Here is a 14569-nt window from a genome sequence, read left to right on the forward strand (position 1 = left end):
AAATAGCTAGAATATTCTAGCTATTTTTCTTATTTCCAGAAATCATCAAAAATTGTGATTGGAAGATGACGTTTATGTTGACCCTTATACCACCAATTTTCAATGATCCCTCGAGACTTGTCCGAAACTACCTTCCCTTCAAGATAAGCATCAATTTCTTGGTAGGTTACTCCAAGTGCTATTTCATCAGCGATTCCTGGTTTATTTTCTTCTAAATCTGCGGTTGGAATCTTTTCGTACAAGGCTTTATCAGCACCAAGTTCAGCTAATAACTGTTTTCCCTGACTTTTATTAAGTCTAAAGAGAGGTAATAAATCAGCACCTCCATCACCAAATTTGGTGAAAAAACCTGTAATATTTTCTGCAGCATGATCAGTACCAATAACCGCTCCAGCATATTGACCTGCAACTGCATATTGACTAATCATTCTTTGACGAGCTTTAATATTTCCTTTATTAAAGTCTGTAATCTCTACTCCTGCTGCATTAAGAGCTCTAACTTGGCCATCAACAGCTTCTTTAATATTAATAGTCAAAGCAATATCTGGCTTGATAAAATCTAATGCTTTTTGTGCATCTTCTTCATCGGCCTGAATGCCATATGGTAAACGAATAGCTATAAATTGATAGTTTTCCCCTGTATCAGCACGCAACTCTTCAACTGCTAGTTGAGCTAGACGTCCTGCTAAAGTTGAATCTTGCCCCCCTGAAATACCCAGTACATAGGTCTTTAGAAAACTATGTTTTAATAGATAGTCTTTTAAAAATTCTACGGAACGACGGATTTCTTGACTTGGATTAATAACAGGTTTTACACCGAGTTCTTTGATAATTTGATCTTGCAAAGTCATCTTACTTCTCCTTTTGCCAAAGCTTCTTTACGGATACGATCAATCAGGTCCATTTTATTTTGCCAAACATCGCGTGCCAAATCAACTGGGTAATCCTGTGGATTCAGAACACGTTTATACTCATCCCAAAGCTGATCAAATTCTTTGCGTCCGTACTCTTGAATTTCTTGAAGACTTGGTAATTGATAAACTAATTTCCCTTTGTCAAAGATATCTACCAGTAAGGGTACTGCGTCAAAATCACGGACTGTTTTATTGATATAAGTATAAGTTGGATGAAACATTTCAATTTCATCTAATTGTGTCACATCAGTGTCTGCAAATGTGATGTAATCACCCTCAGATTTCCCTTTAGCTCGACTGGTGATACGCCAAACTTGCTTTTTCCCAGGTGTTGATACTTTTTCAGCATTGTTTGATAGTTTAATTGTATCTCGCATACTACCGTTGTCAGTCTCAATAGAAACAATTTTATAAACAGCACCTAGCGCAGGCTGATCATAGGCTGTAATTAATTTTGTTCCGACACCCCAAACATCAATTTTAGCTTTTTGCATTTTTAGGTTGAGGATTGTATTTTCATCTAGATCATTCGAAGCATAAATCTTTGCATTAGGAAAACCGGCGTCATCTAACTGCTGACGAACTTTCTTAGACAAATAAGCTAAATCACCTGAATCAAGGCGAACTCCCAAGAAGTTAATCTTTTCGCCCATCTCTTTTGCAACTCGAATAGCATTAGGCACACCTACACGAAGGGTATCATAAGTATCCACTAAAAAGACGCAATCTTTATGAGTTTCTGCGTAAGCTTTAAATGCCTGGTAATCATCGCCATAAGTTTGAACTAAAGCATGTGCATGCGTTCCTGATACTGGAATATTAAAGATTTTACCAGCACGAACATTGCTTGTTGCGTTAGCACCACCAATAATCGCTGCCCTAGTACCCCAAATGGCTGCATCCATTTCTTGAGCACGTCGTGTCCCAAACTCTAATAGCGGTTCATCTTCAATAACAGAACGAATACGAGCTGCTTTTGTAGCAACAAGTGTCTGGTAGTTGATGATATTTAAAATCGCTGTCTCTACTAACTGACATTGTGCTAAAGGACCTTCAATTTGAACTAATGGTTCATTAGCAAATACAAGGTCACCTTCCTTAGCTGATTTGACAGTCAGTTCCATTTTTAAATTTTTTAAGTAATCTAAAAATTCTTCAGGATAACCTAACTCTTCTAAATAGGATAAATCACTATCAGAAAAGCTCAGATTTTCTAAATAACGAACAATACGCTCTAAACCTGCAAAAACAGCATAACCATTTTCAAATGGAACCTTGCGAAAGTAAGCTTCAAACACCGCTTTTTTATTGTGAATACCTTTATTAAAATAAACTTGCATCATATTGATTTGATATAAATCAGTATGTAGTGTTAAACTATCGTCTTTATACATCAGACAATCTCCTTTTAATCATGAGCCTAGGATAAGGCTATATGTCTAACATTATAGCATATTTCTATCTCGGTAGTTCAGTTTATCACCTTACTTTCATGAAAATAAAAAGAAAGACTAATCGTTTTTCGATAGTCTTTTCTACTTTTAGTATTTCTTAGAAATGCTCAGTTATATAGTTATAGACACCCTGTCCAGCGATAGCACCTTCACCAACAGCAGTCGCAATCTGACGTAGATCTTTTTGACGAACATCCCCAATAGCATATAGTCCTGGAATTGATGTTTTCATATTTGTATCAGTTAAGACCCAGCCAGTCTCGTCCGTAATACCTAATTCTGAGACCATGCTAGAATGTGGTTTCAAACCAACGTAAATGAAAGCACCTCCGAAAGTCATCTCTGAGATTTCTCCAGTCTTTAGATTTTCAACAGTTACACCAGATACTTTAATCTCATTTCCTTTAATCTCTTTGACCACTGAATCCCATACAAATTTTATTTTTTCGTTAGCAAAAGCTCGGTCTTGAAGTACTTTTTGAGCTCTCAATTGATCACGTCGGTGAATAATAGTAACACTTTTAGCAAATTGAGTTAAGAAGACAGCTTCTTCAACAGCAGAATCACCGCCACCCACAACTAAAAGATCCTGATCACGGAAAAATGCACCATCACAAACCGCACAGTAAGAAACGCCACGGCTAGTATATTCCTCTTCACCCGGAACTCCTAAAAGGCTGTTTTTAGCTCCAGTAGCAAGGATTACTGTTTTGGCTTCATACGATTCATCTTCGGTGATAACACGCTTTACATCACCATCGTTCTCAACTCTTTGAACTATACCATAAATATGCTCTACTTCAAATTTTTCCAACGGCTCATACATCTTCATTGATAATTCTGGACCTGAGATATGATCGTAGCCTGGATAGTTCTCAATTTCAGCAGTATTATTCATCTGTCCACCTGGAGCACCTTGTTCAATTAACCCAACTTTAAGGTTTGAACGTGCAGCGTAAAGCGCTGCTGTCATACCACCAGGACCTGAACCTATTATTAAAGTATCATACATTACTATTTCTCCTTTGAATCTTATGGTTTTATTCTATAGCAAAGCGTCTATATTTCCAACTAATCTGACTAAGCTTTTATCATTAAAATGATAGCTACAAATGCAAAGGCAAGTATTGGAGCTGTCATAAGAGCTATCAGAAGAACGTCATAAAGAACAGATTGGCGTTCTCTAGCTGTTTTATCTATATTTTTCTTGGCACGCCAAAAGACCCAAATTATACCAACTAAAATAACAGTTATGCTGGCAAGCCCTAAACCTTGTAAATAAACTTTTGCTATTTCTAAAAACATCCCTATCCAACAAGCGATTGTCAAAACATATCGCAGCTTTCTTATATACTTAGCCTAACTCAAGAATAATTAAAAATGAAGATTAGACATTCTAACCTTCATTATATCAAAATATTTTAGCTTATAGGTACGATTTGTTATAACTAGCGAAGAATTCTTTTGTACGTTCTTCTAAAGGATGGTTAAATAATTGTTCAGGCGTCCCAGACTCTAAAATACGACCTTTTTCCAAAAATAAAACTTTATCTGCTACTTGGTAAACAAAATTCATATCATGACTAACAAGTACCATGGTTTGCCCCTGCTTAGCAGCATCTGCAATAGATTTTTCAACTTCTCCAACTAATTCTGGATCAAGTGCTGATGTCGGTTCGTCTAAAAGAAGAACATCAGGTTTCATGGCTAATGCGCGTGCCAAAGCAACACGTTGTTTCTGTCCACCTGATAAATGTCTTGGATAATATTTTTCACGATCTGCAAGTCCGACCTTTGCCAGTTCGTCTCTTGCAATCCGTGTTGCCTCTTGATCTGACATCTTTTTGACAATTTTCAAACCTTCTTTTACATTATCCAAAGCTGTACGACGCTCAAATAGATTGAATTGTTGAAAAACCATGGCTAACTTACGGCGTAATGTTAGTATGTCATCTTTACTGATTGATTTAAAATCAACTTTAAAATCATCAATTTCAATTGTTCCATAATCAGGCTCTTCTAAATAATTCATACTACGAAGAAAGGTTGATTTTCCTGCACCTGAAGCACCTACTAGAGCAACAACTTGACCTTTTTCAATATCTAAATCAAGTTTATCTAACACTTTTTGACCAGAAAATGATTTAGTCAATTGTCTCAATTTTATCATTAGCGTACTCCTCCTGGAATCTCATCAGTTAAATGGCGTGGAGCCTTAATTGCCATTTTTCGTTCAATAGCATTTCCCAATTGTTCAATTAAGAAACTAACCGCCCAGTAAACAAGTGCCACAGAGATATAACGTTCAAAATAGCGATAATCGCTACCACCCATAATTTGTGCTTGGGCAAACATTTCAACAATACCAGCATTAAAAGCTAAAGAGGTTCCCTTAGTTAGACCAATTAACGTGTTTATCAAAGTAGGTGTTGCGACTACTGCTGCGTTTGGAATAATAACACGACGATAAACTTGCGCTGAGGTCATCCCTAAACTACGTGCTGCCTCAATTTCACCTTGATCAACCGACAAAATCGCCGCTCGTATAGTTTCACTTGTATAAGCCGCTTCATTAAAAGCAAATGCAGTAATAGCAAATACAGAAGCCGGTATAGCATTAATGTTCCAATCAAAACCATATTGTTGGTTTAAAAATTTCAAGAAAAGTGGAATTCCATAATAACTCAGCATTAATTGAACAAGTATTGGAGTCCCACGTAAAAAACTAACAAATAAAGCTTGAATCGGATATAAAATTTTGACACGGTTAATTTTCACTACTGCAAAAATCAAAGCTAAAATGAGTCCAAATAAGGCTCCTGCTACTGTCAATAATAGTGTTATGGGTAATCGCTCTAAAATTGAGGGTATTGCATCTAAAACAGCCTTCCAACTAAATAATTTCCCCGCTGGAACCTGACTAACCAAATTATTATACCAAGGCCATCCCCCCGTCAAGATAAATTGATTCATTCCTTCTACTTTCCTTTTCTAAACTTTCTTATCTCCGTTATTCTATCACGCAAACTCTCACATGTAAAAAGATAAAACTTATAGTCTCACTGATTTATTTATCAATGTTTGAAACGTAATCTCCACCGAAATATTGTTTACTTAAACGTGCCAAAGTACCATCTTCTTTCAAAACTTTAATACGCTTATTTATAAATTTCTGTAGAGTTTTACCTTTTTTATCTTTTGGTAAAAGGAGGTATTCTAATCCATCCTTATTATTACCAATTTTACCTTTCAAAGGAGAAACGCTTAAGTTTAATGATTGATCTTTTACAATATAGTCAGATGAAATGGCATCATATAGGATAAAGTCAATTTTCCCACTCTCAATATTTTTTAATCTGCTAGTAACACCAGTTGTCCCAGAAACATATTTGATTTTTATTGGTTTTTTATTAGGATGATTTTTATTCCAATTTTCTAGAACCTGTGCATAGTTAACGCCAGATAAAACTTCTGTTGATTTTCCAGAGAGGTCACTTAATGATTTGTAATGGCTCCCCTTCTTCCCTACTACGGCATAATTTGAACGGGATATAGGATCTGAGAAGAGGTATTTTTCTGCTCTTTCTTTATTATATGAAAAATCATTAGCTGATAAATCAAATTTTCCTGCATCAATACCTGTTGAAATAGTATCAAAAGGAACTGTCTTGAAAGTTACTTTGTACTTACTACCTTTAAAAACAGCTTTGACAACATCAACGTCATAACCTTTGAATTTCCCGTCTTTTTGATAAGTAAATGGTGCCGTGTCAGAATCTGTAGCTACTTTAAGTTCTACTTTCTCTGACGCCTGAACTGATACTGCTAGGCTGGCGGTTGCGGCTATAGTTGCAATAGATAATATTATTTTTTTAAACATAAGAATTCTCCTAAAATATCATATTACTAGTCTAACACTCTAAAATCTATCTGTATAATAGTATTTCCTTATCAGGTGATAAAGATTTTATATCAATAAAAAAGCCTGAAACGAGCTGATTTCAGACTTTAATAATTTTAAAAACTTTGTTTTTTAGCTTTGCGCTCCGCACGCCCCTTAGCACGATTACTTGCTCTACGCTCTTTACGACGCTTTTCATCAACTTTCCATTGAATTTTTTTCTTGTAACCTGGTTTTATTTTTTCTTTTCTTTTTCACAAGTCCAATCATTTCTGTATCTAATTTTTGATAGGACTTTTCACGGTTATTACGACGATCACGGTCGTATGTATCTTGAAATTCACCGTTTTTAATGACTTTAGGAATAAAATTAATACCTAGTTTTTCAAGTTCACGAATATCAGAATCGTCACTTGGCTGATATAAAGTTATAGCAGTACCAGATAAGCCATTGCGACCTGTGCGACCGACACGGTGGACAAAGAAAGATAGGTCTTGAGGGATGGCATCATTGATAACATGGCTAACACCTTCAATATCAATACCACGCGCTGCTAAATCTGTTGCAACGATATATTCAAATTCGAGGTTTTTAACCTGATTCATAATACGTTTACGTTCACGAGGTGCAATCCCACCATGAATTTTAGCTACTTTTAATCCATTACTAGAAAGATACGAGTGTAATTCGTCTGCACGCTCTTTCGTATTAACAAATATCATTGCAAGATAGGGCTGCATTAGTTTAGAGAGTTCCAAAATTTGTGCATTTTTATCACGTCCTTTAGTGGACAAAAGCCAGTTATCGATGGTATCAGCGATAACTGTTGCTGTTTTGATTTTTTCCATTAGAGGATTGGTCAAATATTTCTTTAAAAATGGCTGTAATTTTTGTGGAATCGTTGCTGAAAAAACTAAAATTTGGACATCCTTGGGTAAAGACCCTGCAATCTTATCAACGGTATCAAGGAATCCCATATCCAGAGTCATATCTGCTTCATCAACAACAAAAGTATGCGCCTTATGAATAGCTAAATCACCTGACTTCACCAAATCATAAATACGTCCTGGGGTTCCAATGACAATATGAGGTTGGCTTACTTTCAACTTTTCAATTTGACGTAATTTGTCAGTACCACCAACATAGTTAACCACCCGTACTTCTTGCTCTGAATGCTCAGCAATTTGTTTAGTTGCCTGATAAATTTGTGTTGCCAACTCTCTACTTGGTGCAGTAATAACAACTTGAACATCATCACTACTTTCATCTAGCTTCTCAAAAATAGGAAGTAAAAAGGTGTGGGTTTTACCAGAACCAGTTTTCGATTCCCCCACAAGATCGCGGCCTGAACGAACAACTGGAATCAATTTAGCTTGAACATCAGTTGGATCGACGAATTTTAACTCATCAAGAGCACTCTGAATGTATGGTTTAAAATTAAAATCTTTAAATGACATGTCTATTTCCTTACTATTATTATGTTCATTATACCATTAAAGGCTACAAGAAAGCAAAAGGGAATCTGGCAGTCCATACCACATCCCCTAATAAAGTTTAAAGATATAAAATAGCAAGTGTAACAGCGCTCGTGAAAATACCAATAGCCCATAAAAAAGCATCTACTTTCCATTCGCTCCATTTATTACCTTTACCAGACACACCACCTAATTCTAAATGGTGATGAAATGGTGTCATTCGGAAGATACGTTTCCCAACACCAGTTTTCTTCTTAGTATACTTAAAGTATGCTACTTGCAACATCACTGAAGACGTCTCAAAAACATAGACAAAGCCGATAAAAAGCAAGGTCCATTCCTGACGTAAGGTAATTGAAATGGCTGCTAACATAGCACCCAATGCAAGTGAACCAACATCTCCCATAAAGACTTTAGCTGGTTTATGATTAAAGACAAAAAAGCCAAGTAAAGCACCAATCATGATAACGATAATCAATAAAATATCAAATTGCGTTTGATTATAAGCAATGATTCCATAAGTAATCAAACTGATAACAACCGAAATAGAAGCTAGACCATCAATTCCATCTGTTAGGTTCACAGCATTTGAAAAACCAACAACCCAGAAAAGAACAAAAAAAGCGTATAAGTATCCTACTTCAAGGTTAAAACCAAAAATATTTATCGCAGATGTACCACTTGGTAACACATGGACAAAATAAAAAATTAGACCCGCAATTAGTTGGAGCGACATTTTTTGCTTTGGAGTCAAGCCCTCATTGATTTGTTTAAAAATTTTCAAAAAATCATCTAAAAAACCAATAATCCCATAGATAAGAACAACAGATAAAATACCAAAAGTTGCACCTAAATTACCACTATTTTCTTTAGATAAAATAATACTAAAAATAAGTGAGACAAGAAGAGCAACAACCAAAAATACCGTTCCTCCCATTGTCGGCGTACCTGCTTTGGCTAGATGTTGTTTGACATCTTCATGCATTTGTTGCCCGCCAATTTTCTTCAATTGGTAAAACTTAATGAAGCGTGGAATGGCAATAACTGTCAGGACAAATGCTATGACACTTGCCATTATACTTAAAAACATGTTAATCTCCTATTGTAATTTTGATTTTTTTAATTTTATTGATGGATTTTCCAACATCAATACTTTGTTTTCTTACTTTACCTGAGGTTGAACCTTTATAGGTCACTTTTATACCTGTCCATTTAGCAAACTGTTCAACGTTTGCTCTAGACCAACCATACATATCAGGTAATTCAGTCAGTTTATTTGTTAATACTAGTAGCTGTTCATTCTCAGCAAGATTAGCTCCTGGTCTTTTAGATACTTTAGAAACTTTACTACCATTTCCTAAAATAATTGGCTGAACCAGATTACGACGTAATTCTTCCGCTACATGACCTGGATTTTCACCAACTATTTTTGATAGTTTATATTTTGTCTGATGTTCTGAGTCATTCAATCCCGGTTTTAATATCGTTTCTTTCATTGCTGTTGCTTGTTCTAAAACAGGATTAACAACATCTTTCCAGAATGTGATACTAAATTTTTCGGGTTGTTGGATGGTAACATACATGATGAAGTCAGGATTTTCCGATGGCACCATAGCCACAACTGAGTTAATAGTATCATTTTTTCCTTGCAGATAACCACCACCACCTTCCTGGGCTATTTGGGCAGTACCAGATTTTACTGCAACTGATTGATTCCCCACCTGAATAACTGGGGCACCTGCTGCGTATAATGTACCATAATAAGGATCTGTCCCAACAGTAACCATATAATCACGTGTTTTACTAGCTGCTTCTTTGGAAACTGGTTTTCCAACGACTTCTTTTCGTGCTGTACGAGAAGTCCCTGTATTTGGATCATAAATACTGCTAATAAACTGTGGTTGTAACATAACACCATCATTCGAGATAGACGTAAATGCGCGCAACATTTGAACTTGCGTTACACCAATACCTTGACCAAATGAGCTCATAGCGATAGTTACTTCATTGTCAGATGGGAACAAACCTCCACTTTCATGAAGCATCCCAAAACGTGTTGGGTAACCAAATTTAAACTTAGAAAGATAGTTTAACCATTTATCTCGTCCCATTTTTTGTTCCAAGGTTACCATACCAACGTTACTGGAATGTGCAAACCCTTGTGGAAAAGTCATATAACTACCAGATGATAACCCTTCATTGACATCCCAATCTCGAATAACCGCATCTGCAATTTTATATTGTGCACTATTATACACTTCAGTAGAGTTAAAATGCTTAGAATCAATTGCAGAGGCTAGAGTCATTACCTTCATTGTTGAACCAGGTTCAAAAAAGTTATCATATAGTAGTGTGTTATAGGTACCCAAATTTTTCTTATCGTAACCTTTAAGGGTAGAAGGATTATAAGTAGGACGCTGACTCGTTGCTAGAATTTCTCCTGTTTTAGCGTTGACAACTGTAGCACTCGCAAATTTTCCTTTGGTTTTTTCTGCGAAAACATCCATCTGAGTCTCTAAAACAGTCTGAATAGGCTCTGATAAAGTTGTGTAGATATCCTTACCATTAACCGCCCTACGTTCTGTTGTTGCAGTACCTAAAAGAACATTCCCACTACGGTCTTTTTCGTATGTTACTTTACCATCAGTACCTGATAATACCTTGTTAAGTGCCGCTTCAAGGCCTGTATTACCAACTAATTTTTTTCCATCTCCATCATCCTGAGGAAGAGTAAATCCTATAAATTGTGAAGCAAATATCCCATTTGGATAAATACGCCCCGGACTGGTAGAAAAACCAATTCCTTTGATATCTGACTTTTCCATCGTTTTCTTGATGTCAGCCATCTTGGTATAAGACAATCCTGAACCTGAACTTCCAAAGGAAACTTGAAACAATTTCTTTTGATTGAGTTGTTTTAGGACAAGATTTTTCTTCATGCCCAATTTATTCTCTAAGATACTAGCTACTTTTTCATACTGAGAAGGTTGTACATATAGTTTTTGACCTGTAGCTGTCGTATAGTTCTTTGAGATAATAGCGTAGAGACTATAGGTCGTAGCATCCTCAGCGATAGGATTTCCATTACGGTCGTAAATTGTCCCACGCTTCGCCTGTACTGTCATACTTTGTTGATAGACTTTCTTGGCTTCCTTGGATAAATTAACCCCAAATTTACTATCTGTACCAACGATGATGACAAAGTTGATGATAAAAATGAAAAATAGGAAAATGGTTAAAATCATCAGATTTTGACCTACTCTTTCCCTATTTTTCTGCGGCGAACGCCTATCTCTTATATGGATCACATAATCAAGGAAGATTTTTTTTAGCTTTTTAAAAAAAGTCACAGACTAGTCCACCTTCCGATAAATATTGTCGTTTTGAATTGTTAAACCAGCATCTTTAGCAATTTTAGTAATTCGATCACGATTAGAAAGCTCATTTACTTCTTGTTTAGCATTGTCAAATTCTGTCTGTTTATCGTTGATTTTACTATTTAATTGATTTACTTCTTGTTTAACTTGTAAACTATTACTTTGCAAGTAAATAATACCGACTGCCATGATAATAGCAGTAATTACAATAGCGCCATAAAAAGCTTTCTCAATGCGAGAGAAAGTCTTGATGTGACGTTGTAAAGTTTGTGTTACTGCTTCAGTTCGTTTTTCATTTGTCATAAGTTTCTTTCTTATTATCGAATACGGCGCGCTACTCTCAATTTCGCTGAATGGGCACGATTGTTCGCTTCTAGTTCTTCTTGACTTGGTAAGATGGGTTTACGATTAACGAGCTCCATCTTAGGTTGTAAATCATCTGGTATAAAAGGAAGACCTTTAGGTACTTCTACTGTTGATGCTTCTTTAAAAAGTTGCTTAGTAAGACGATCTTCTAAAGAATGAAAAGTGATGACAGATATACGACCATCAACAGCTAATAAGTCCATTGCTTGTTGTATAGATTCATCTGCAGCTCCTAGTTCGTCATTGACTTCAATACGAATAGCTTGAAAAATTTGTTTAGCTGGGTGACCTTTTTTCTTCAGTTCTTTGGCAGATTTAGACGATTTGATAATCTCAGCCAATTCTGTTGTTGTAGATATTGGTTTTTCAGCTCGTACTTGCTCAATTTTTCGAGCAATTTGTTTTGAAAATTTATCTTCGCCATACTTAAAGAAAATCCTTACTAAATCATGATAACTATAAGTGTTCACAACGTCATAAGCTGTAAGGCTCTGCTCTCTATTCATCCGCATATCAAGGGGGGCATCTTGTTTATATGAGAAACCGCGTTCACGCTCGTCCAGCTGTGGGCTTGATACACCTAAATCATAACAAATACCATTAATTTCCGACACTCCTAATGCTTTTAAGTTAGAAGATAGATTTCTGAAATTATCTTTGATAAAGGTTACTTGACCGGTATCCACATATTTCTTTAAACGTATATGAGCATTGTCAATAGCCTTCTGGTCTTGGTCAAATGCGTAAAGGTGCCCATCTGGGCCTAATTGTGAAAGAAGATATTCGCTGTGTCCTGCTCCACCTAAAGTAGCATCTACATAGATACCATCCGGCTTAATATCAAGCATATCCACAGTCTCGTGCAAAAGCACAGTAATATGATGAAAATCGTTTGTCATAACTTTAATTGTACCATAAATCCTAAACTTTAGAAAAGTAAAAGAGAGACCGATAAATGCAATCTCTCCTATTATAGGTCAACTATTCCCTTACTTGACCAGTTCCATTAATATAGTATTTTGTACTTGTTAAAGCTTCTAATCCCATCGGTCCACGTGCGTGTAATTTTTGAGTCGAAATACCAATCTCTGCTCCGAGTCCAAAAACGAAACCATCTGTAAAACGTGTTGAAGCATTAACATAAACTGCCGCTGCATCTACCATATCCTGAAAAATTTCTGCCCTACTGATATTATTAGTAATGATAGCTTCTGAGTGATGACTACTGTATTTATTAATCCAGCTAATTGCTTGTTCAAAAGAATCTACTACTTTTACTGACATAATATAGTCTAAAAATTCAGTAGCATAATCAGACTCACTTGCAGCAACAGCATTTTCTAAAAGTTGTAAAGCTTCCTCATCGGCACGAAATTCAACTGACTGGTTCGATTCTTTGAGCATTTTCTCCAATTGAGATAAAAATCCCTTAGCAATAGCTTGATGAACAACTAACCCTTCAGCAGCATTACAGACACTAGGGCGTTGGGTTTTAGCATTAATAACAATCTTAGCTGCCATATCTAAATCTGCAAATTCATCAATATAGATATGAACATTTCCAACACCTGTTTCGATAACAGGAATCTTTGACTTTTCCTTCACCGTCTGAATTAATTTTGCACCACCTCTTGGAATTAAGACGTCCACGTAGTCTGTTGCCTGCATTAACTCCTCTGCTACAACATGACTAGTATCTTCAACTAATTGTACTATATCTGGGTTGTGTCCTGTATCTTGCAATGTTTGGCGCATACAATTAACCAAGGCAGTATTTGAAAAAATAGATCTTTACCACCACGTAAAATAATAGCGTTCCCTGTTTTAAAAGCTAAACTAAAGGCATCCACCGATACATTGGGACGACTTTCAAATATCATTGCAATAACCCCTAAAGGCACTCTTTTTTTAAGGATTTTTAAACCATCTAAATTTGTATAACCACTAACAACTTGACCAATCGGATCTGCCAAATCTGCTACCTGATAAATACCGTTTGCTATCGCCTGTATGCGGTCTTTGTTTAGTCGTAGACGGTCCACCATAATTTCTGAGATACCATTATCTTTTGCCTTAGCAACATCGCGAGCATTCTCAGTCAAAATGGTTTCAGTATCAGCCACTATGTTTCTCGCTAAGTCCCTGAGTATCTCATTTTTACTAGCTGTACTTAATCGTGCTACTGATTGACTAGCTTTTTTAGCATTTTGCCCTAATATTTCAATATACGTCATAACTCAATCTCACTTTCCTTGAGCAAAATAAGTTCCAATATTATGCCCATCTAACACCTTTAAAATATCACGAGGATTGGCGCCATTCATCAATATCATTTGTCCATTGTTATCAAACACCATTTGTGCACTTTTAATTTTACTAAGCATGCCACCAGTACCAAACTTACTTCCTGCTCCTCCAGCTGACTTAATGATGTCATCGGTGACCTCAGAAACATGACTACGTAAAACAGCATCATCATAAATATTAGGATTTTTATCAAAAAGACCATCAATATCTGACAGCATAATTAATAAATCTGCTTTAGTAATTTTAGCAACGACAGCAGAGAGACGGTCATTGTCCCCAAACTTCGTTTTATGATCCATCTCATCCACGCTGACAGCATCATTCTCATTGACGATTGGCAAAATTCCCATAGAGAGCAGACTCTCAAAAGAGTTTGTTACATTTTGCAAACTCTCTGGAAAAACCACAACGTCACGTGTTAATAAAATTTGGGAAACATGAGTTTGATAGTGCGAAAATATCTGAGAATAAAGACTCATCATGGCTACTTGTCCTACGCTAGAAACTGCTTGTTGTTGTGATATTTCTTGAGGACGCTTATCCATTTTCAAAATGTCTAAACCAAACCCCATAGCTCCAGATGATACTAAAATCACCTCCATACCTTTATTCATAAGACTAGAAATAACAAATGCTAAATGGTCTATTTTACTTAAATTAATTTTCCCACTTGTCTGTACGAGGGAACTGGTTCCTACTTTAATAACAATTCTTCTAGTTGTCTCAAAATGTCTTTTCATAAAAAAATTATATCATAGGCCCTTTAGGAATGCT

At 36.0% G+C, this 14569-nt stretch carries 12 protein-coding genes and 2 pseudogenes; all 14 read right to left on the reverse strand.

What is annotated here, in order from left to right; translation table 11 throughout:
- Positions 1–29: 29 nt before the first annotated feature.
- Positions 30–851, reverse strand: a complete 822-nt coding sequence (gene nadE / locus HMPREF9171_RS104495) for an NAD(+) synthase (protein ID WP_000174854.1) — start codon at positions 849–851, stop codon at positions 30–32.
- On the reverse strand, positions 848–2308 hold the full coding sequence (locus HMPREF9171_RS104490) for a nicotinate phosphoribosyltransferase (protein ID WP_000276180.1): 1461 nt from the start codon (positions 2306–2308) through the stop codon (positions 848–850). The genes nadE and HMPREF9171_RS104490 overlap by 4 nt, the downstream gene beginning before the upstream one ends.
- Before the next feature lie 157 nt (positions 2309–2465).
- Entirely contained in the window at positions 2466–3380 is a 915-nt protein-coding gene (gene trxB, locus HMPREF9171_RS104485) for a thioredoxin-disulfide reductase (protein WP_000272352.1), read from the reverse strand.
- A 68-nt stretch (positions 3381–3448) separates the two neighbouring features.
- Positions 3449–3673, reverse strand: coding sequence for a DUF4059 family protein (locus tag HMPREF9171_RS104480; protein ID WP_000478229.1), 225 nt, complete (start codon positions 3671–3673; stop codon positions 3449–3451).
- A gap of 121 nt (positions 3674–3794) precedes the next feature.
- Entirely contained in the window at positions 3795–4538 is a 744-nt protein-coding gene (locus HMPREF9171_RS104475; RefSeq protein WP_000593862.1) for an amino acid ABC transporter ATP-binding protein, read from the reverse strand.
- Positions 4538–5341 (reverse strand): amino acid ABC transporter permease, encoded by an 804-nt coding sequence (locus HMPREF9171_RS104470; RefSeq protein WP_001071293.1) that lies wholly within the window; start codon positions 5339–5341, stop codon positions 4538–4540. The genes HMPREF9171_RS104475 and HMPREF9171_RS104470 overlap by 1 nt, the downstream gene beginning before the upstream one ends.
- A 94-nt stretch (positions 5342–5435) precedes the next feature.
- Positions 5436–6248: an amino acid ABC transporter substrate-binding protein gene (locus HMPREF9171_RS104465; protein ID WP_000473467.1), complete on the reverse strand. Its 813-nt coding sequence runs from the start codon at positions 6246–6248 to the stop codon at positions 5436–5438.
- Positions 6249–6385: 137 nt separating this feature from the next.
- Positions 6386–7727 (reverse strand): annotated as a pseudogene (locus tag HMPREF9171_RS01730) (DEAD/DEAH box helicase).
- Positions 7728–7824: 97 nt separating this feature from the next.
- The gene (gene mraY, locus HMPREF9171_RS104460) at positions 7825–8835 is read right to left on the reverse strand and encodes a phospho-N-acetylmuramoyl-pentapeptide-transferase (protein WP_000480028.1); all 1011 of its coding nucleotides are present in this window, start codon (positions 8833–8835) and stop codon (positions 7825–7827) included.
- A gap of 1 nt (position 8836) precedes the next feature.
- Positions 8837–11095, reverse strand: a complete 2259-nt coding sequence (pbp2x, locus tag HMPREF9171_RS104455) for a penicillin-binding protein PBP2X (protein ID WP_000142548.1) — start codon at positions 11093–11095, stop codon at positions 8837–8839.
- A 3-nt stretch (positions 11096–11098) separates the two neighbouring features.
- Complete coding sequence (ftsL, locus tag HMPREF9171_RS104450; protein WP_000180568.1) at positions 11099–11425, reverse strand: cell division protein FtsL; 327 nt, start codon at positions 11423–11425, stop codon at positions 11099–11101.
- Between the two features lie 14 nt (positions 11426–11439).
- Positions 11440–12387: a 16S rRNA (cytosine(1402)-N(4))-methyltransferase RsmH gene (rsmH, locus tag HMPREF9171_RS104445; protein ID WP_000180264.1), complete on the reverse strand. Its 948-nt coding sequence runs from the start codon at positions 12385–12387 to the stop codon at positions 11440–11442.
- An 82-nt stretch (positions 12388–12469) separates the two neighbouring features.
- Positions 12470–13722, reverse strand: a pseudogene (locus HMPREF9171_RS01000000113055) (glutamate-5-semialdehyde dehydrogenase).
- Positions 13723–13731: 9 nt separating this feature from the next.
- On the reverse strand, positions 13732–14535 hold the full coding sequence (gene proB / locus HMPREF9171_RS104440; protein WP_000820349.1) for a glutamate 5-kinase: 804 nt from the start codon (positions 14533–14535) through the stop codon (positions 13732–13734).
- Between the last annotated feature and the right edge of the window lie 34 nt (positions 14536–14569).

This window comes from Streptococcus agalactiae ATCC 13813 (genome assembly GCF_000186445.1).
GTDB lineage: Bacteria > Bacillota > Bacilli > Lactobacillales > Streptococcaceae > Streptococcus > Streptococcus agalactiae.